Here is a 19,008-nt window from a genome sequence, read left to right as displayed (position 1 = left end):
TTATATATCATCAGTCGTGAACTGTATCTTTATAACGCAGGAATGAATCAAGCAGATCTCTATCCAAAGCAGAGAGTTCCCGATTATCGTGGTGGGCTATGAAGTAATCTAAGTTTAATTGGTCAATAGGCAGAGCATAGATATTGTACTTTGCAGGACAAGGTGCTATTGCCAAACTCTCCGGGACAAAAGTAAGTCCGACACCAGCCATAGCGAGATGTTTTACTGTAGCTATTTCACTACTTTCTAAAACAATATCCGGCTTTATTTTATAAATGCCCAATAAATGATCCAGTTGTGCTCTAATGGCCGACCCCTTAGAAGTTAACACAAGCTTTTGGCACAATAACACGTCAATGGCAATACTCCCCTGTTCAATTGTGGCGATATCTTTTTGATAAAGCTCACAAGAGCTGGGTATGACAGCATAATAACTGTGTCTTCCCCAGGAAACGGCAAGAAGATCAGGAGCAAGATTACTTGAGTTCTGCCCAATCAAAAAGTCCACCTCCCCCTTTAAAAGCCGCTTCTCATTATTTTCCGGTATATCTTCCACTAACTCTATTTGACATTCGGGATGGAGAGCCAGAAATTTGGGCAAAAACAGCGGAATCAGGTAGGTTCCGATACTGGCTAACATACCGATTTTTATTGTCTGCTTATCCATCTCAGTTATCGCAGTAATTTGCCTGCGCATGTTGGAGTAAACCGTCTCAAGGGAGCCAAGATAATCATAGTAAACCTTGCCCTGCTCAGTTAAGCGGTAAGGTAGTTCACTGCGGTTAATGATTTGACAATTTAGCTCTTTTTCAATGCGTTTGATGACCTGTGTCAGATAAGGTTGGGAAATATAGAGGGATTCAGCAGCCTTACTGTAATTACTGAACTTTAGCAGAGCATTAATAAAAGATAAGGTATTTTGATTGTGATGTTTTGACATGTCCCTTTATTCCCTGTTTACCAGCTCCTCCACTATAACAAATCACTTATCAAGTGTTAATAACTAGCTATTAGATAGTGATTTCATACTGTGTTAAAACAATACCCAGAAACTGATTATGGTTATTAAAATATAGGAAAAACGGATATGAACTACTTAGCAATTGTTGGCACTAATTCTAATGTGTCAACAAACCGCCAGTTACTTCAATTCATGCAAAAGCACTTTCAACAAGAAGCCGAACTGGAACTCTATGAAATAAGAGATCTGCCTGCTTTTTACGAAGCCGAAGGTGACCAAATCCCTCATGAAGTAGAAACCCTGTCGACTAAAATCCTAAAGGCTGATGGGGTTATTATTGCCACACCGGAATATGACCACGCAATACCTGCTGTGTTAAAGAGTGCACTGGAATGGATCAGTTATACCAGTCAGGCTCTCACTGATAAGCCCGTCCTGATTGTGGGCGCTTCCCATGGATCACTAGGTTCTTCACGCGCCCAGACTCACCTACGTCAAATTCTCGACTCCCCGGAATTAGCCGCCCGGCTGATGCCAAGCAGTGAATTTCTGCTTGGCAAATCACAAAGTGCATTTAATGCCAGCGGAACTTTAATCTATGAAGATAAGCTGGCTGAACTCGATGAAATTTTCAGAGAATTTGTTCTATTTTCAGACATCATAACAAAACTATTATCAGAAAAAGCTACGATCAAAAAAGATAAAAAATACGCTTGGCAAACTCAGGAGGCATAAGAGAAATGAAATTTACAGCAATCGTCGGAACTTCGTCTCCAAAGTCCTACAACCGGACACTGCTTCAGTTTATGCAAGCGCATTTTAAAGACAAAGCTGAAATTCAGCTGTTGGAAATTAACGAAGTCCCTATGTTTAATCAGGACACCCCGTCTAACAATCCACAGCTATTGAAAATTAATGAAAACATCATCGCAAGTGATGGTGTAATCATTGCTACGCCAGAATATAACCACTCTATTCCTTCCAGCCTTAAAAGTGTGCTTGAATGGCTAAGCTATGAGCTTCATCCTCTGGATGGCAAGCCGGTTATGATTCTGGGCGCTTCTATTGATTCTCAGGGTTCATCCCGTGCGCAATTGCACCTGCGTCAAATTCTGGATGCACCAGGAGTCAATGCTAATGTGATGCCTGGTTACGAATTCTTACTCGGCAATGCTCATAAGGCCTTTGATGAAAACGGCCAGTTAAGCAGCGAAGGTACTATCGACTTTTTGGAAATCTGCTTCTTAAGGTTCATGCGTTTTGCCAAGATCTCGAACCAATTGAATCAAGAAGAGGATTTCTCTTTCGCACCTGGTACTTATGACGTTCATGCATTGGGTCATGGTGGTGCTCTTCCAATGAAGGTTTCCTTCAGCGAGAAGAAAATCGAAAGCATTAATATTGACACGGCTGGAGAGACAGAAGGTCTGGCAGATGTAGTATTTGTTCGAATCCCTGACAAGATCATCGAGGGTCAAACTCTTAACGTTGATGCTCTATCTGGTGCATCTGAAACCAGTAATGCAGTGATTGATGGCGTGGCCAAGGCGGTTAAGCTGGCCGGTGTGAACCCTGATATCTTAAAAAAACGGCCTAAACCTGCCAGCAGCCTGAATCGTGGTGATGAAGAGTACACCTGTGATGTGGTTGTTATTGGTGGTGGTGGCGCAGGATTAAGTGCGGCGGCAACCGTCTTGCAAGAAGGCAAAAGTGCTATCGTACTAGAAAAATACCCGGCTGTTGGTGGTAACACTATCCGTACCGGTGGTCCTGTTAATGCCGCTGACCCTGAGTGGCAGAAAACATTCCAGGAAAACCCAGGCGAAAGACATACTATTGAAGCATTATTAAGCACACCTGAAAGTGATATTCACGCAGAGTATCTGCCTGATTTCAGAGCTCTGAAAGAAGAATTTGCGGCTTACCAGCAGCAATTTGGCGATGAAAAAGGCTATCTGTTTGATTCTCCTCTTCTTCATAGAATGCAGACCTATTTCGGTGGTAAACGAACTGACCTTCAAGGCAACAACATCTATGGCCAATACGATCTAGTTAAAATCTTAACAGACCATGCTCTGGAAAGTGTTCAGTGGCTTGAAGACATCGGTGTTGAGTATGATAAAAGTATCGTCTTTGCCCCTGTTGGTGCTCTATGGCGTCGTGGACATAAGCCAGTTAAAAAGTATGGTACAGCCTTTATTCTTGCACTAAGCAAATATATTGAAGAGATGTCCGGAACGATTATCACCGATAGTCCAGCAAAAGAATTCCTCATCGAAAAGGGAGAAATCAAAGGGGTTATTGCTACAGGAGTCAACGGACAGAAGATTACAGTTCGAGCCAAAGCAGTGGTTCTGGCCAGTGGAGGTTTTGGTGCCAATACCAAGATGCTACAACAATACAACACTTACTGGAGCAACATTGCCGACGATATTAAGACAACCAACTCCTACGCTATGACAGGTGACGGTATCCTTCTTGGTCAATCAGTAGGTGCAGGATTAACGGGTATGGGCTTCACTCAGATGATGCCAGTAGCAGACCCTAATACAGGAGAACTCTTCAGTGGTCTTCAAGTACCACCAGAGAACTTCGTCATTGTGAATAAACAAGGTAAACGTTTCATCAATGAGTTTGCAGGACGTGACGTATTGACCAAGGCAGCATTGGCAGAAGGTGGGCTTTTCTATCTGATTGCCGATGATGAGATAAAGAAAACCGCTGCCAATACCAGTCAGGAGAAAATTGACCGTCAAGTTGAAGCGGGAACTCTGTTTAGAGCCGATACTCTAGAAGAGTTGGCTATTAAAGTGGGCATGGATCCAGCGGTACTTGTGGATACAGTCAACAAATACAACAGCTATGTAGAGGCAGCTGAAGATCCTGAATTCCACAAGGATACCTTTAGCTTGAAGGTGGAAAAAGCACCTTTCTATGCAACCCCTCGCCAACCAGCCGTGCACCATACTATGGGCGGTCTGAAGATAGATACAGCCACTCGAGTTCTTGATGAAAACAACCAACCTATCAAGAATCTCTACGCTGCTGGCGAAGTAGCAGGTGGTATCCATGCGGGTAACCGCCTAGGTGGTAATGCACTGGCTGATATCTTTACTTTTGGTCGGATTGCAGGCAAAACGGCTATTGAAGCGATGAGCTAACACTCTCTAATCAAAGGAGTAACTCTCTAATCAAATGAGTAAGGCCAATTCACACTCGAGATTTCTCAGCACCATGCACAGGATTCCGCATAGGTGAGTCAATCAAATTGACATTTAGATTGTGAAAATTTATCAACCAAAGAGACTAATCCGAATAGGATTAGTCTCTTCCTCATAATCACAACTTGAATTACAGAGATCAACCAGAGCAAGAATCAAAATTAAAATTCAGCTAGTTACACCTATTGGTTTTTATTTTTAGCAATGGATGCGCCTAATAATGACTAAATCCACCCCTTACGGGCTGCGATAACAATGGTCTGTGGATTCGTTGACGCCCCCAGAAGCTCCCGAATCAGCCCCATATAACGTTTGACTGACGGCAGACTGAGCTTCACTTCAACTGCAATTTCCTGCAGATTTTTCCCTCGACTTAGCGCTTCGAGAATCTGTCGGTACAGTAGCGGAAGTTGCCAGACTGTATAACAATAAGCATTAAAAGCTCGCCAGATAGTAACGTAAGACGCCCGTGATACTCCCGTTAATGCCTCTTCTGTTATCTCTTCCAGACGAGGACAATAATGACTTTCTCTTGGTAACCAGATAAGAGAAAAAGAGGCCTGTTGGCTGGTTAAAGTCAGGCAAATACTGGTTTCCGCATGGTAGATCTTACCTTCAAAACCCAGTACTTCCATAAACTGACACAGACACAGTTGCGATGCTTCTCTGCTCTGCCCGGATTCGAACCCGAGTAACAGCTCAACCAGTGCCCGATTATGTATAACCTGCACCATCACTACGCAATCAGCCCCATAATAATCCCTTTGGCAACCAGTTCCTCATGGGTGCTTGCCTGCAGCAGTTTTTTCAGCATCTGTAATTCTTTATTGATGGTATGGATTGAACGGTGAATTTTACTGTCAGCGATTTCCTGAAGTCTCAGCCCATCGGCTAACCAGCGCAACAGATCATGCTGACGCTGAGATAACTCCGGCACAGCATTCCTGCTTTTATTATCCTCCGGTTGCTGAAACTGCTTCAGTACCAGACCCAAAAAATAATTAGCCTGCTGAATCTCCCGCTCATGAGCAACCACTTCATTCCGGTACTCTTCCTTGTTCATACCGACGGCCGACACCCCGAATCCTCGGGTCATACGTCCGGCATAAGTATCCAGAGAAACGGCATAACCGAAATTAATCTGATAATCCAGACTGATTTCCTTAATTAGCAGCTCTTCTCTGGTCACTTCCCGCCCCAAAAGTTCGCTGGCACAACAATTATCGTCGTTAATACAGAAGTCGATTTTATTCTGCCGGGTGGCAAACAGAAGCTGAGCCGACAGATCGTTTTTTACGCCTCCGGCAGCAAGATAATCACTGAAAAAACCTGGCTCATAGGCAGAAACATAGCTGATATTGTCGTTTTCAAACGGGCAGGTCATCACATAAGGAGAGGAAACCAGAACGCCGCCGGATAAGCCGAAACGACCGACATAGCCCATATACTGATAAAAACAGTGATCAGCATCAGTGCTTCGGTTCAGCTCTTCGTAGAAATCCATTATCTGCTGCACAAACATTCCTTCCGGTGCATATAAAAAGATAAACGCAGTCTAATTATATACACAATCATCAGTAACGGTAGAGCAACGAACATGGCTAACGTTATATCTGCCGGGATTTTTCTGCTGAAATACTATGCTCCGGATAACAAAATACACAGAATTACAGAATCGTATAATGCTGCCGGAAACCTTTATATGCTAGCTTCTGTTGATATACAAAGGCATAAGCCGCACCAAGCAGATGCGGCGGCTATACATCAATCATCGCCACAGAAATAGCAGAGGGTTCTATGAAAATAAAAGGACTAGTGTGCACATTAGTACTCGTACTGGCAGCGACAACCAATAATGCTAATGCCGGAGATAAAGCAGATACGGCTGCCGCACTCGTTAAGGGACTTGGTCAGGGTGTTTCCGGTGCTATCCAGGCCGTAGGCAGCACGATGACAGGTATCGCCAAGACACTCAGAAATACTCATGGCAGTCCGACAATCGGTGGGAATGCCACCGTCAAAGCCAGCATTAATGGCATAGGCGGGATCGTAAACGTAGGGGTGAACGTAGCAGGCGCTGTAGACGCAAAACAATCCGTTGCCGGAATCCTGTCCGGAAACGTAAAAAATAACGCTAAAGTTGATGTGAGTATCAATGGAGTCGGCGGGATTGTAAACGTAGGGGTTGCAGTGGCAGGTGCCAATGCTACCTGTCAGTCAGTCGGCACCATCGGCAGCCCTGAGTGCTAAAGTATGCATAAAATCATACTGATCTCAGGCCTGATACTGCCCACACTAGCCTGCGCACAAGATATGCTGGATACCGATCTTCACTCAATGCTGTTGCTGAATAAAGCCAAAAGTACCCATCAGCACCAGCAGGGACAGATGCCAGGGCCTGGCGGACATAATGAAAAACTGCGAGCCAACCGGAACAGTGATATTGCTGCGTATAACCAGACCAGTGGTGGTGGAGTCTCCATAGGAAATATTACGCCTCAGAACGGTGCCCATGGTAACCACAGTACGACAGTAATCATCCAAGGCCCGATAATTAATACCAACTAAAACAATATACAGATTTTAATCAGGAGTTATTCCATGAAGAAGTGGTCTGATTTTTTAAAAATCGCTCTTACATTTACCTTGTCATCAGGCATGTTTATTCACTCGGCATTTGCCGCTCCGGATGATTTTAACGGCAACTCAGAACAATATGCCACACCGGCAAGTGCGGTTAAAAATGCCCTGACCAGACTGGGACACAACTATACAGAGTCAAAAGATATTCAGGGAAACCCGCATTTTGTAATAACAGATGATAACGATGCAAACGTCCAGAATATCGCTGTGTTTATGACCGACTGTGGAAAAGCCGGTTGTGATGATGTGCTGCTTTATGCCGATTTCGGTGTGCTGAAACATATCACTCCGGAACATCTGAATAACTGGAACCATATCAGTGCCATGCACAGAACCCGCCTATTCCTTTCCGGCGACGTAAACAGTGCACGCCATGTCGGTCAGTCATCCGTTGTCAGCTTCTTAGGTCACAGCAAAGCCGATCAGGAAAAACTGGCCATGCAGATCGGCCTGTTTCTGGTTGAAGTGGGTATATTCAGCAGTGCTGTTGAACAGTCAGGGCTCAAATGAAGCATTTACTAACCGTAACCGGGCTGGGAGCGATGGTCTTACTGCAGGGCTGCTCCGGGTTTGATCATGATGTCGGTATACAGGTCGAAACGGCTATTGTGTCAGCACCGGTAGGAGACATAGGAACCCGTCATCTGCGGCATAATACCAGCAGTAACAGCGTATCTAACTCTGTGGGTATAACAGAATCAGCACTCTCTGCGGGCTCGGTTTTCGCCTATGACAATCCGGCTGAACAGTGGGAAGTAACCAGCGTCGATCAGCAACATATCGCCTGGAGAAGTACCACAGGCGATACCAAACTGACGACCCTGTCGACGATACTGCCACCGCTGCGCTGGAATGGCGATGACACCATTGGCCGTCGGGTTATACGAATCGTTTCCGGAGACCTGCACCCGCTCAAAGCAGGCAATAAGTTTATCTTCCATGAGGACGTTCTGACAACCCGTCCCCCCGGAGAATACACTTTCCGCTCAGAGTGTGATGTGCAGGGTCAAGTCACCCTGACGATTCCACTGGGTACGTTCGATACCTGGCAGATCCTCTGCAAAAGAAACGGCAGAGAAGCGTTTCTGGTGAACTACTCTGAACAGCTTGCCAACAGTGTCAGAATTATCAGCGTCAGTGAAAACAGCACCACCCCGGTGGTACGCCATCTGGTTGCTGTTTCACAGACACAGCCTGACAACAAAAACCGGCAGGAATAAGTACTAACAGAATACAGCAAACAAGTAAGTACTTACTGAAATGGAACTCACTGACATAGCACTTGCTCAATAGCGAGCACGTAAACCTAATAGCGATCAGTCAACTGGAATCTTATGAGCTTAACTTATCCATCAGCTTTAACGGTAAAAACAGCGATAGCCCTTATCGGCGGTCTTAGTGTTTTTGGCTGTTCGTACAATAAAATGCCCGTCATGCCGGATGAAACCAAGGCTTTCTACCCGTCAAACCTGCCCAATCCGGTGATCACCAATTTTAATGAAGCCAGTGCCTGCATGGATGATCTGATGCTGATAAACAGAGTCTCTCCTGTTTATATCACGTCAGAACAGATCTACAACTACACCTCATCACCGGAAATCTCTTCCGGCGGTAAGGAAATGCTGATCACGGCACTTTCCCGAATGGCCATTCGCAGCAACGGGGTCAGATATGTAGCCTACGGATCCGATGTCTCAGACATTGTCACTCTATATGGCTCACATCCGGACAATAGCAGCTTCCATGTGCCGGATTACTTTATCAGAGGAGGCATCACCCAATTTACCAAAAGCCTCTGGTCGGGACAGGAAGGTGACGGTCTTTCTGTCACCATTGATAACGGTGATCTCATTGATCACAACACCTTCTATTCTATTATCAACTCAGAAGACGTTAGCGGCAGTAACTCCAACAGTTCATCCTATGGTGTCGTCACGCTGGATATGAGCGCTGGCTTTGTCTCCAACCTGCAGATTATTCCCGGAGCAAGCTCGGCAAGCACATTGGCCATGAGCGGCGGTACAAACAATTCCCGTTCAACCGATTTAACCATCGGTGATTTAGGCTACAGCTACCATTTTTCTGAAAAAATGGGCACCGATTTTAATCAGGCCTTCCGCTCACTGATACAGGTTGCAGCCATAGAGATTGTCGGTAAGATTCAGGGCGTGCCGTACTGGCGATGTCTGGCAAATGCCGGAACGGTAGAAACCAAGAATGAAGAACTAAAGACAAAGTTTGTTCTGTTGAATAATACCGACAAGGAATCTCTGGTACGCTTTACCCAGCAAGCATTAACGGATCTCCATTATTATCAGGGAGAGATTAATGGTGTGCTGGATATTCCGACCCGTGAGGCCTTGCAGGAATATCAACAACATATGGGACTACTTGCCTCCGGCGTATTAACCTACGATACCTTCCGTATGATCAATATTTTCACCCCGGCCAGAGACTCGGCTTACGTTCCATGGTGGCAAAATCATACGCCGCTCCCGAACGATGTCAGTCGAACCAAAGACAGCAATGCCCCCTAATCATGATGAGTCATACTGTATGAATGGTCGTTTAATCACTCGATTCAGAAACACCCTGATGGCACTGCTTCCCCTCCTGCCCGGAGGGGCTTATGCTGCTGCGGAACCGGACGGAACCAGTGTGTCAGTGACCACCAGCAATATCATTCAGAATGTCGGTATTGCCGCTGCAGGAAAAAGTATTGCCAAACAGCAAATCGGCAGCGCTGCGAGCCAGCAGGAATCAGATACACAGATCAATGTGATATTAAATCAAAAAGTCACTAATGTTGCCGGAGCCATTGCCGGGGCAGCAGAAGCGTATCAGAACATTGCGGTTACTAAAGGAAATAAAGAAACTTCCAGCAGCATCTCCGTCACGGCAAAAGGCAGTCTGGTCAACGTTGCCGCCGGTCTGGGAAGCAGCATTGCCAATTTAGGTGATGTGGTCGCTCATCTAGGCGACAGCATCTCTAATCAAATCCCGGTATCAAAACAGAATATCGCGGTCATAAACAGTGACCAAAGTAAAAACGATCATATCACTCTGAACCTGATGAATGATGTCACCAACACAGGCGCTGCAATATTGGGGAAAAGTTCAGCGATACAGAATATAGGAACGATTTCCGGTAGCAGTTCAGTAAGAGACCGCATACATATTACGGCCAGAGGTAAAATCCAGAATACTGCAGAAGGCATTTTAGGCTCAGGCACAGCACGACAAAATATCGGCACAATTAACGGTCAGTCTGAAGATAACAGCATAGACATCGCAGCCAGTAATATTTCCGGATTAGCCCGCGGTATACTTGGAGAAGGTTCAGTACAGCAAAATATCGGGGGTATCGCATCTGGCGGAAAAAATAATCACATCGCCATCAGCACAAAGAACATTATCGGCTCAGGTACAGGTTTTATCGGCGCGGGTTCCGTTGAACAGAATATTGGCGTGATAAAATCAGGTGGAAATAATAACAATATCACCATCTCCAGCGGCAATATCAGCGGCTCCGGTAAGGGGTTAATAGGTAAAGGCAAATCCATTGAAAATATTGGCGAAATAGACAAAAAAAACAGCCAAAATATAACCATGAACATTCAGACCGGAGATATTACTGCCGCCGCATCCGGTGTAGATTCAACAGCAAAAATTGATATAGGTCATATCACCGGAAGCGTGAATAATGTTAAGGAAAATATTCAGCTTGGGAATGTATCTAATTATATTCTCTCCGCCAATAGCATCGCCACTATAGCTGTCGGCAATATCAGTACCGATCTGAAAAGCCCGGCAGATATAAATATCAAAACCGGTGATTTAACCACGAATGTAACGGGTACCCTGAATTCAAAAGAGGGAGATATCGGTATCTGGGTCGGTAATATCAGTAAAGCTGACAGCGGAAAACAGACCATCAATATCAGCACCCATGATTTAACCGTTGATGTCACGGGCTGCTATTCCTCAGATTGCCTATTTGGCGGATATTCCCGGATCAGAATCGGCAATATCGGAATGGATAATAAATACGATAAGAGTATCGGAAAACAGATCAGTGATTGTGTAAAACACCCAGGTAAAAGCTGTTTAACCCACCTCAAAAGCTATTTTGAACAAGATAGTAGTCTGATTAAAGACGCGTGTAGTAACAAGCTTAATCAACATATCTGCAACTGGGTTGACGATGTCGGAGATCTAATTAAATATCTGTAGCCGGCTATGTTTCAGAAAAAACAGGCATTTCCACGCAGGGGCATGGGAACAAAAAATATTAAAATTATCAGACAGATACTCTTACGGTAAATCAAATATCAGCGCGGTTACTGTTTCTGAACCTCGATTGCTCAGAGCAACCGTATCCTGCTGTACCACTTTTGCAGCATCACCCGGTGCGATTTCGGTTTGGTCTACCTTCAGGTTACCACTGATCAGATGAATATAAGTATTGCGCTGCTGGCGGGTCTCAAATGTCAGTACACTGCCCGGCTCTAAGATCAGGTGATGCAGAACAGCATCTTGTTTAATTTTCAGCGTACCGTTTTCACCACGTTCAGTCGCAATCGTTGTCAGGCCGGACTGTTTATCAAACGCTTTCTGCTGATAGCCCGGCAGACCACCCGGAGTATGCGGCTGGATCCAGATCTGCAACAGGTGCAGCGGCTCACTTACAGAAGGATTGTACTCACTGTGAAAAATTCCCGCTCCTGCGGACATTAACTGAAACTCCCCGGCTGGCAGTATCTTGGTGTTCCCTTCACTATCTTTATGTTCAATCGAACCACTTAGCACATAAGTGATGATCTCCATATCCCGGTGACCGTGCGTAGCAAACCCACCGCCAGGCTGAATAACATCCTCATTAATCACCCGCAGAGCTGAAAACCCCATATGTTCCGGGTCATAATAATCGCTGAAAGAGAAGCTGAAACGGCTGTCAAGCCAGTCCAGTCTGCCTTGTCCCCGCTCCTCTGAATATCTTAGCGTAAGCATAATTCTGTTCTCCTCTGCTCTTGTATTGCCTTAGTCTAAGTGGCTTCAGAGAAAGAAAAAAACGGAATATTTTGACACAAACATTCAAATAATTTGAACCGCAGGGGCTGAGATTAATTCAACAGACAAAAGTAAAAATATGAAAATTCAGATCAGGCCATGCTTGCTGCGAGCGTTTATAATATCTTCTATCCGCTTTTGTTCTTTTTTAGCATTTTCATACTGCTGCTTTTTTTTCCAGCGTTCCGTTACCTGCTCTAAATACTTCACTCTGATATGACTGGCTTGCAGCTGTTTTCGGGAAAACTCATATTCCGCGTCCAGTATCGCTTTTTCATGCCGGTGATGTCTTAATGCCCCATTCAGCATAGCCTGAGCTTCAATAGTATTATTTAATATCATGCTATTGCATGCCCCCTTTCCCTGAGCGACAGAGGCACAACCGGATTGAAGTTCCCCCAAAGCATCCAGTTGTCGCTGATAATGATCGACATGACGTTTCATCTGTTCAAGAAGCATCCCTTTCTGCTCACGCTGTTTTTCAGCAAGCTTCTGCAATTTGCTCACAGCCCTTAGCTTACTCTGCACTCTTTATTCCCCTGAGTTTTAGTCATAGTATCAGCAAACAATTCCGACAACTGAGTCAGGCTGGTAATAAAATCAGAACGCTCATCCACCCCCTGTTGAAGATAAGCCTTCAGCTCTGGCTGCATTCTGACAGCTCTGTCCAGTTCAGGATCCATTCCAGCCTGATACCCTCCCAGAGGTAACAACTCTTTAACCTGGTGATAATTAGCATTCAACTGACGAAACTGATTTGCCAGTATGACGTGCGGTGGTTGAGTGCAACTGTTCATACAACGACTAATGGAAGCATTAATATCAATCGCCGGATAATGTCCCTGCTCAGCTAAAGTACGGGATAACACAACATGCCCGTCTAAAATAGCCCGTGCGGAGTCCACAACAGGATCCAGTTGATCATCACCATCAGCCAGCACGGTGTAAATAGCGGTAAGACTTCCGTTCGGATGTTCACCATTACCCGCACGTTCAAGGAGCTGCGGAAGCAAACTAAATACAGAGGGTGGGTATCCTCTTGACGCAGGTGGCTCTCCAAGGGAAAGTGCAATTTCTCTCTGCGCCATCGCGTAACGGGTGAGAGAATCCATCAGAAGCAGCACATTTTTTCCCTGATCCCGGAAATATTCCGCTACCCGATGACACAATTTTGTCGCCCTTAAACGCATCAAAGGGGATTCGTCGGCCGGAGCTGCAACCACTATTGCCCGCTGCATACCTTCCAGCCCTAAATTCCGCTCAATAAATTCACGGACTTCCCGACCTCGTTCACCGATCAGACCCACAATGATAACGTCTGCCTCCGTATTTTTGGTAATCATCCCCATCAACACACTTTTACCGACGCCACTGCCGGCCATCAGTCCGATACGCTGACCTTTCCCAACTGTAAGCAAGCCATTGATGGCCCGCACCCCCAGATCAAGCGGAGTATCAACCGGACGCCGTTTTAATGGATTAATAGGATTGGGTTCCAGTGAAAAACGCTCACCACTCAGAAGAAGTTCTCCATCATCTAAAGGTTCACCTAATCCATTGACAATCCGTCCAATCCAGTCAAAGCTGATCTGTACCATACTGCTTTCATTCATGGGGATCACTTTCGCTCCGGCAAATAACCCACCAAGCTGCCGGACTGGCATCAAATAAGCCGTATGATGATCAAAACCCACCACCTGAGCCTCGATCATAGTATTACTATCAGTTTCAACCAGACAACGTTGATCCAGCTTAAAACGACAACCAACGGCCTGAAGCATCAATCCGTTCACTTTAACCAGCCGGCCTGTCACCTTAGCAACAGGAATTGACTCCAGTGACGCTAAAGCCTCATTCAATCTCTCCGACAATTGAATGTTACTCACCAGACACCTCTGTTTTTGGGAGCACAACCTGTATATCAGAAAGAGAAGAAGGTGCTTCCCCCAACAGGTGCTCTCTGACATTCTGCATACAAGCTTCCAGTCGGGCATCACAGCCAGCATCGGCTTCCGCATGGTCAGTCACCAATTGACATCCTCCGGTTGGCAACTGGCTGTCAGCCAGTAACTTCCAGGCTTGCGGCAAATCCGCATTAATCTGAGTGATCCGTTCCAGATCCTGTGGATTTAAATGCACCACAACTTTTTCTGTTTTTCCAGGTAACGAATCAAGCGTTTCATCCACAAGAGCAAGGATTTGCTGAGGCATCAGCGTCAGTTCTGCGCGGATCACCCGTTGTGACACCTTCTGTACCAATTCACAAATATGTTCACGTTGTTCCCGTTCTCTGTCATTCTGCCAGCGGGTCATTTTCTCCAGTAACTGATGCACAGGCTTTACAGCCTTTATGAAAGTTTCCTTTCCTGATGCCTCACCACTGATAAATCCTTTTTGAAATCCCTCTTTCTGCCCTTCCAGCAACCCTTTCTGTTTTCCTTGCTCCATCCCCTGCCGTAAACCTTCTTCATGCCCCTGCTGAATCCCCTGATTAAAGCCGTCTTCCAGTCTCTGTTGCAGTTCGATTCTGACATCTTTCATGTTATGCACGTCATCCAGAGAAATGCTTCCGTCTTCAGACACAGGCTCGGCCACAGGAGGAAACCTGTGTTTACGGTATTGACCGGGAGACAAACGCACCACATCACTCGTCTTCATCCTATTCCACCGTCTGTTCCTGATACAAGGTCAACTCTATTTCGCCATCATCAGCCAGTGTCCGGGCCACTTGCATAATTTCCTGACGTGCTTTCTCTACCCGGCTGAGAGGCATTGCCCCTTTCAGATTCATTTCATCTTCCAGTGATTTCACCATACGCTGCGGCATTGACTGTTTGATAGCCAGTTGCAAAGGCAGCTCTGCACCTTTCAAAGCAACAGCCCACAACTCAGTAGAAACTTCCTGCACCAGACGATCCATCGTTTTTTCGTTCTGTCGCCCAAGAACCATAAAGTCGAACATATTTTCTTCAATTTCAGAAACTACTGATTCATCATGCAACTTCAACAATTCCATCAACTGGGCACGATCACCTTCAAATCGATTGATAATATCTGCTACCTGCTTAGTACCGGATACCGCAGCTCCCTGATTGGCAGACATAAACTGGATACAACGTTCAATCAGTTCATTGAGATCCCGGGCAACTTCATGATCAATTTCCTGAATACGGGCAACACGATAAAGCAGCTCATCCTGAGAATCTTCCGGTATCTTCATCAACACCTTGGAAGAGGTGTCCGGCGGCATATAGGCCAAAAAAATTGCCTGCATCTGCGGATGTTCCTGAGTAATAAATTTCGCCAACAGTTCAATATCCACCCACTGAAGACGCAGCATGTTATTACGGATCTCATCACCATAAATATTATTCAACAGGCCCTTAGCCAAATCATTTCCCAAAGCCTTGCGCAGAGTATTAGAAAGGTATTCCTTCGATGCTCCTCGAATCCCACTGTGCTCTTTAAAATCCTGAAAAAAACGGTGGATGACTTCTTTCGCACTATCACTCTTGATTCCATGCAATTTGGCCATTGCTCGGGTAACACGCTGCACTTCATCACGGCTAAAATGCTGCAGGACTTCAGCTGCCGCATTCTCTCCCATGCTCAGTAAAATTAAAGCGGTCTGTTCTACATTGGTTAGTTGAGTATCAAACTGATTCATTCTGTGTACGCTGCTCGTTAATATTCACCCATTGCTTCAGTACTTCTGCCACACGCGTTGGCTCGTCACTGGCAATAAGCTGTAAATGTTTCAACTGAATTTCCAATGGTGATCCTGGCGGTGGTAACAAATCGCCTCCCGAATCCAGACCAGAAGTCGCCCCAAGTTCGATCCCCTTATCCGATAAACGCTGATTCAGTACTTTCTCATGTTCACGTTCAGAACGTGTTTGCAGGCTGCTATCAAATTCATCCTCCTCATCCCCGGAAGCAAAATTCAGTTCATCATTTCTACGCTCAATACCGGTCAGATGCAGAACCAGAGGCCTCAGAACAAAGAAAATCATTGAAAGCCCCAGAATACCGCCAATCAGATAGCGGATGGGCTGCTGGATAGTAGGATCCTGCCACCATGGGATCTCAGCCGGAGCTGCCATTTCTACCTGAGTAAAATTAAAACTCAGGATACTGAGATTATCCCCACGTTCAGCGGAAATACCGACAGCATCACGGATCATCGTACCTATTTGCTGTTTTTCGTCCTCAGTCCAACCTGTTTCTACTGGTGCAGAAGCACTGTTCAGCAACACAGAGACAGACAACTTATTCAGCTTACCTTGCTGGTAACGGGTATGGCGAACGCTACTGCCCACCGCATACTGACGGTTAAGCTCTGTTCTTTGGCTGGTATTTTTACTGTCGTCGGTGTTTTGCCCCCGAACAACCGGCGGTTCATTACTCAGAGTACCGGGAACTCCCAGTGCAATTTTATCTACCGTAGCATTATCGATTCGGTGTTCATTGCGAACAACAGGGTCGTTATCTACGACTTCCTGAGTCTCTTCAGTTCGGCTAAAATCGAGATCCGCAGCGACCTGAACCCGAAAATTACTGGCACCGACAATGGGTGTCAACATATCGGAAGCTCGCTGAATAATCTGTTTCTCCAGCCGTTTTTGATAGTCCAGATATTTCGCATTGACCCGGCCTGATTCTTCAGAACCAATGTCTGCACTTAGCAGACGGCCATACTGATCAACTACCGAAACATTTTCGACTTTCATACCTGTAACACTACCGGTCACCAGATTGATAATAGCTTCTACCTGCTCAGTTTTCAGATCTTCACCAGCTTTTAGTTCCACCATAACGGAGGCTGACGGAGCCTGAGCATTATGACGGACAAAAAGCGTTTCACGGGGTATTGCTAAATGCACACGGACATTCGTTACGGCGTTCAGCGACAGAATAGTCCGGACAAGTTCCCCCTCCAGACCATGCCGATAACGTGCAGTTTCCATAAACTGACTGGTTCCCAAAGAGGACTCATCCTGTAATGATTCCAGACCGGTAGGTAACTGGGCCTTCACTCCTTTTGCTGCCAACAGCATCCGGATCCGGGCGACTTCCCCTTCTTCCACCAGAACCTGACCGTTTTCTTCCTGAAGGCGGTAAGGAATATCCTCTGTTTCCAGTACAGAGATAATTTCTCCGGTATCAAAACGTTCCTGATTACCATACAAAGGCCGGTAGTTCTGGTTAGAACTCCAAAGCGCAACCACAATAATAGCAGCAACAATAGCGGCCAGAACGGCAGATAAAACCAGATTTCGCTGACTGCTGTTCCATAGGGATCTGGCTCGCTCAAAATATGGATTACCCGCGACATAAGAGGAAGAAACAGCAACGGGTTGTGGAATAACTTCAGACATATTTACACCGGCATTTTCATTACATCTTCAAACGAAGAGACGACTTTATTTCTCACTTGCATAAGAGCGGAGAACGATAAGCTGGCCTTCTGGCTGGCAATCATGGCACCAACCAGATCATCACTCTTACCCGTTTCAACAGCAGCCATCAGATCACTGGCTTCCGTTTGACTGGCATTCACTCGGTCTAAAACCTGACGCATCGCCCCGGAAAAAGATAACGGCTCATTCATAGCCGTCGCGCTGAAGCTATCGTTAACTGACAACGACTGATCAAACGGATTAGCAGCCACAACAAACGGGGTCTGAGCCTGTTGTCCCATTATTTCCATTTTTTCCAGCATCAGTTGTTGTGCTGCTGACATCTGCATTACACTATTGGTTTTCATTCGTTATCTCCAAATTAAGCTGCTGAGCCCAGTACAGCCAGTAAGTCAATACCCTGCTCTCGCATCGCCGCTAACTTGTAACGCAAAGCCCGGGTCGTTACACCAAGTGCATTTGCGGTCTGCGTTCTGTTGCCGCCAAATTTACGCAGCATGTCGATAATATATTGAAATTCTGCCTGCTTCTTAACCTCAACATGGCCATATTCAGACATAGCACTATGGCTATAGTGCATGGGTGTCGTGCTTTCTACAGGCAACATAAGATCCTGCGCTGTAATAAAATCTCCATGTCGCATCACCAGTGCCCGCTGAATAATATTTTCCAGTTCACGAATATTGCCCGGCCAGTGGTATTGCAGTAATGTTCCCTGGGCATCATCGGACAGACAACAGTTACTTCTGTCCTTATATTTCTGAATAAAAAAACGAGCCAGTGGCAGAATGTCTTCCGGACGATCACGCAATGAAGGCCAGTGCAGTGGCAGCACATCAAGCCGGTAGTAAAGGTCTTCACGAAATGTCCCTTTTTGCACCGCCATTCGCAGATCCTGATTCGTTGCGGCAATAACACGGATATCCAACTTAACCGTCTTATGACTGCCGATCCGTTCCACTTCCCGCTCCTGCAGTACACGTAGTAATTTGGCCTGTAATGCCGGAGACATTTCAGCAATTTCATCCAGTAAAATAGTTCCGCCATTGGCTTCTTCAAATTTACCGGTCTGAGTCTGAGTCGCTCCGGTAAAAGCACCTTTTATATGACCAAACAATACCGCTTCCAGCATAGTTTCCGGAATTGCAGCGCAGTTTACGGCAATAAAAGGGGCATTAGCCCGGGGAGAGTGCTGATGAACATAGCGGGCCAGAACTTCCTTACCTGTCCCGGACTCTCCTGTGATAAGAATCGTAGCATTGGTACAGGCAGCCCTATGAGCCAGTTGCAGAACCTGTTTACTACGCCAGGATTCAGCGACAATATTTCCCATTGGCTTTTCCAGTGTCTCTACCCGGCGTAATAAACTAAGTAGTTGATTGGGTTCAAAGGGACGCAGCAGATAATCGGTTGCACCAGCTTTCATCGCGTCTGCAGCCATTAATCCCTGATCCTGATTAACAATTGCGATAGCGCTTTTGCCTGAACCTCGTTGCTGGTTTCTGCGGATCCACTCCGTCATGCCCATATCAGAAAGCTCTGAACTCACCAGAGTTATCGCATCATCTCTTGCAGGAAGACTACGCCCGGATGTTGAATGGAGCACCTGATACCCCGCTAACTCCAGAATCTCCGTCATTTGACTCGCTTTATCCAGATTGGGCTCGATAAGCTGTATCTTTTTGTACTGCAT

At 45.9% G+C, this 19,008-nt stretch carries 19 protein-coding genes; 8 read left to right on the top strand and 11 right to left on the bottom strand.

Annotated features, from left to right (window positions below; translation table 11 throughout):
* Positions 1–10 precede the first annotated feature (10 nt).
* Positions 11–940 carry a LysR family transcriptional regulator gene (locus tag CSW98_RS09585; protein ID WP_100800264.1) on the bottom strand — a complete coding sequence of 310 codons (930 nt, stop codon included), beginning with the start codon at positions 938–940 and terminating at the stop codon, positions 11–13.
* 147 nt (positions 941–1,087) lie between these two features.
* Between CSW98_RS09585 and crdA the strand changes: the two genes are divergently transcribed.
* Positions 1,088–1,696, top strand: coding sequence for an NADPH-dependent FMN reductase (gene crdA / locus CSW98_RS09580; protein WP_100800263.1), 609 nt, complete (start codon positions 1,088–1,090; stop codon positions 1,694–1,696).
* A 5-nt stretch (positions 1,697–1,701) separates the two neighbouring features.
* Positions 1,702–4,122: a flavocytochrome c gene (gene crdB / locus CSW98_RS09575; protein ID WP_100800262.1), complete on the top strand. Its 2,421-nt coding sequence runs from the start codon at positions 1,702–1,704 to the stop codon at positions 4,120–4,122.
* A gap of 284 nt (positions 4,123–4,406) precedes the next feature.
* Here crdB and CSW98_RS09570 read toward each other — a convergent pair whose 3' ends face one another.
* Positions 4,407–4,916: a helix-turn-helix domain-containing protein gene (locus CSW98_RS09570; RefSeq protein WP_100800261.1), complete on the bottom strand. Its 510-nt coding sequence runs from the start codon at positions 4,914–4,916 to the stop codon at positions 4,407–4,409.
* A gap of 2 nt (positions 4,917–4,918) precedes the next feature.
* The gene (locus CSW98_RS09565) at positions 4,919–5,698 is read right to left on the bottom strand and encodes a helix-turn-helix transcriptional regulator (protein WP_157810379.1); all 780 of its coding nucleotides are present in this window, start codon (positions 5,696–5,698) and stop codon (positions 4,919–4,921) included.
* 281 nt (positions 5,699–5,979) lie between these two features.
* Between CSW98_RS09565 and CSW98_RS09555 the strand changes: the two genes are divergently transcribed.
* The 6 genes from CSW98_RS09555 to CSW98_RS09530 all read left to right on the top strand — a co-directional run bounded on the left by CSW98_RS09555 (position 5,980) and on the right by CSW98_RS09530 (position 11,058).
* A complete protein-coding gene (locus CSW98_RS09555; RefSeq protein WP_100800258.1) occupies positions 5,980–6,432 on the top strand; it encodes a hypothetical protein in 453 nt (150 codons plus the stop codon).
* Positions 6,433–6,435: 3 nt separating this feature from the next.
* Positions 6,436–6,750: a hypothetical protein gene (locus tag CSW98_RS09550; RefSeq protein ID WP_100800257.1), complete on the top strand. Its 315-nt coding sequence runs from the start codon at positions 6,436–6,438 to the stop codon at positions 6,748–6,750.
* Between the two features lie 33 nt (positions 6,751–6,783).
* Positions 6,784–7,335: a type III secretion system chaperone family protein gene (locus CSW98_RS09545; protein ID WP_100800256.1), complete on the top strand. Its 552-nt coding sequence runs from the start codon at positions 6,784–6,786 to the stop codon at positions 7,333–7,335.
* Positions 7,332–8,045, top strand: a complete 714-nt coding sequence (locus tag CSW98_RS09540; protein WP_100800255.1) for a hypothetical protein — start codon at positions 7,332–7,334, stop codon at positions 8,043–8,045. Before CSW98_RS09545 ends, CSW98_RS09540 begins: the two co-directional genes overlap by 4 nt.
* 114 nt (positions 8,046–8,159) lie before the next feature.
* On the top strand, positions 8,160–9,362 hold the full coding sequence (locus CSW98_RS09535) for a peptidoglycan-binding domain-containing protein (RefSeq protein WP_100800254.1): 1,203 nt from the start codon (positions 8,160–8,162) through the stop codon (positions 9,360–9,362).
* 19 nt (positions 9,363–9,381) lie between these two features.
* The gene (locus CSW98_RS09530) at positions 9,382–11,058 is read left to right on the top strand and encodes an autotransporter outer membrane beta-barrel domain-containing protein (protein ID WP_157810378.1); all 1,677 of its coding nucleotides are present in this window, start codon (positions 9,382–9,384) and stop codon (positions 11,056–11,058) included.
* An 81-nt stretch (positions 11,059–11,139) separates the two neighbouring features.
* Here the strand turns inward: CSW98_RS09530 and CSW98_RS09525 are convergent, their stop codons facing one another.
* The 8 genes from CSW98_RS09525 to CSW98_RS09490 all read right to left on the bottom strand — a co-directional run bounded on the left by CSW98_RS09525 (position 11,140) and on the right by CSW98_RS09490 (position 19,008).
* Positions 11,140–11,835: a pirin family protein gene (locus CSW98_RS09525; protein WP_100800252.1), complete on the bottom strand. Its 696-nt coding sequence runs from the start codon at positions 11,833–11,835 to the stop codon at positions 11,140–11,142.
* Positions 11,836–11,982: 147 nt separating this feature from the next.
* Positions 11,983–12,402, bottom strand: coding sequence for a flagellar export protein FliJ (gene fliJ / locus CSW98_RS09520; protein WP_157810377.1), 420 nt, complete (start codon positions 12,400–12,402; stop codon positions 11,983–11,985).
* Between the two features lie 5 nt (positions 12,403–12,407).
* Entirely contained in the window at positions 12,408–13,781 is a 1,374-nt protein-coding gene (fliI, locus tag CSW98_RS09515; RefSeq protein ID WP_269799020.1) for a flagellar protein export ATPase FliI, read from the bottom strand.
* Positions 13,774–14,553, bottom strand: a complete 780-nt coding sequence (gene fliH, locus CSW98_RS09510) for a flagellar assembly protein FliH (RefSeq protein WP_100800249.1) — start codon at positions 14,551–14,553, stop codon at positions 13,774–13,776. Before fliH ends, fliI begins: the two co-directional genes overlap by 8 nt.
* A gap of 1 nt (position 14,554) precedes the next feature.
* Positions 14,555–15,562 (bottom strand): flagellar motor switch protein FliG, encoded by a 1,008-nt coding sequence (locus CSW98_RS09505; protein ID WP_100800248.1) that lies wholly within the window; start codon positions 15,560–15,562, stop codon positions 14,555–14,557.
* Positions 15,549–17,273, bottom strand: coding sequence for a flagellar basal-body MS-ring/collar protein FliF (gene fliF, locus CSW98_RS09500; protein WP_100800247.1), 1,725 nt, complete (start codon positions 17,271–17,273; stop codon positions 15,549–15,551). Before fliF ends, CSW98_RS09505 begins: the two co-directional genes overlap by 14 nt.
* A 2-nt stretch (positions 17,274–17,275) precedes the next feature.
* Complete coding sequence (gene fliE / locus CSW98_RS09495; protein WP_100800246.1) at positions 17,276–17,662, bottom strand: flagellar hook-basal body complex protein FliE; 387 nt, start codon at positions 17,660–17,662, stop codon at positions 17,276–17,278.
* 14 nt (positions 17,663–17,676) lie between these two features.
* Positions 17,677–19,008 (bottom strand): sigma-54-dependent transcriptional regulator, encoded by a 1,332-nt coding sequence (locus CSW98_RS09490; RefSeq protein WP_100800245.1) that lies wholly within the window; start codon positions 19,006–19,008, stop codon positions 17,677–17,679.

This window comes from Vibrio sp. HA2012 (assembly GCF_002812955.1).
Lineage (GTDB): Bacteria > Pseudomonadota > Gammaproteobacteria > Enterobacterales > Vibrionaceae > Vibrio.
Note: the sequence above shows the minus strand (reverse complement) of the source record. Positions and strands in the feature narration are given on the sequence as shown.

Bases quoted from the DNA above. Each gene is read 5' to 3' on its own strand.
- fliH (WP_100800249.1), bottom strand. From the start codon at position 14,553: ATGAAGACGAGTGATGTGGTGCGTTTGTCTCCCGGTCAATACCGTAAA.
- fliF (WP_100800247.1), bottom strand. From the start codon at position 17,273: ATGTCTGAAGTTATTCCACAACCCGTTGCTGTTTCTTCCTCTTATGTC.
- CSW98_RS09570 (WP_100800261.1), bottom strand. From the start codon at position 4,916: ATGGTGCAGGTTATACATAATCGGGCACTGGTTGAGCTGTTACTCGGG.
- CSW98_RS09535 (WP_100800254.1), top strand. From the start codon at position 8,160: ATGAGCTTAACTTATCCATCAGCTTTAACGGTAAAAACAGCGATAGCC.
- CSW98_RS09530 (WP_157810378.1), top strand. From the start codon at position 9,382: ATGAATGGTCGTTTAATCACTCGATTCAGAAACACCCTGATGGCACTG.
- CSW98_RS09585 (WP_100800264.1), bottom strand. From the start codon at position 940: ATGTCAAAACATCACAATCAAAATACCTTATCTTTTATTAATGCTCTG.
- CSW98_RS09540 (WP_100800255.1), top strand. From the start codon at position 7,332: ATGAAGCATTTACTAACCGTAACCGGGCTGGGAGCGATGGTCTTACTG.
- CSW98_RS09555 (WP_100800258.1), top strand. From the start codon at position 5,980: ATGAAAATAAAAGGACTAGTGTGCACATTAGTACTCGTACTGGCAGCG.
- CSW98_RS09505 (WP_100800248.1), bottom strand. From the start codon at position 15,562: ATGAATCAGTTTGATACTCAACTAACCAATGTAGAACAGACCGCTTTA.
- CSW98_RS09550 (WP_100800257.1), top strand. From the start codon at position 6,436: ATGCATAAAATCATACTGATCTCAGGCCTGATACTGCCCACACTAGCC.
- crdA (WP_100800263.1), top strand. From the start codon at position 1,088: ATGAACTACTTAGCAATTGTTGGCACTAATTCTAATGTGTCAACAAAC.
- CSW98_RS09545 (WP_100800256.1), top strand. From the start codon at position 6,784: ATGAAGAAGTGGTCTGATTTTTTAAAAATCGCTCTTACATTTACCTTG.
- fliE (WP_100800246.1), bottom strand. From the start codon at position 17,662: ATGAAAACCAATAGTGTAATGCAGATGTCAGCAGCACAACAACTGATG.
- CSW98_RS09525 (WP_100800252.1), bottom strand. From the start codon at position 11,835: ATGCTTACGCTAAGATATTCAGAGGAGCGGGGACAAGGCAGACTGGAC.
- crdB (WP_100800262.1), top strand. From the start codon at position 1,702: ATGAAATTTACAGCAATCGTCGGAACTTCGTCTCCAAAGTCCTACAAC.
- CSW98_RS09490 (WP_100800245.1), bottom strand. From the start codon at position 19,008: ATGCAGTACAAAAAGATACAGCTTATCGAGCCCAATCTGGATAAAGCG.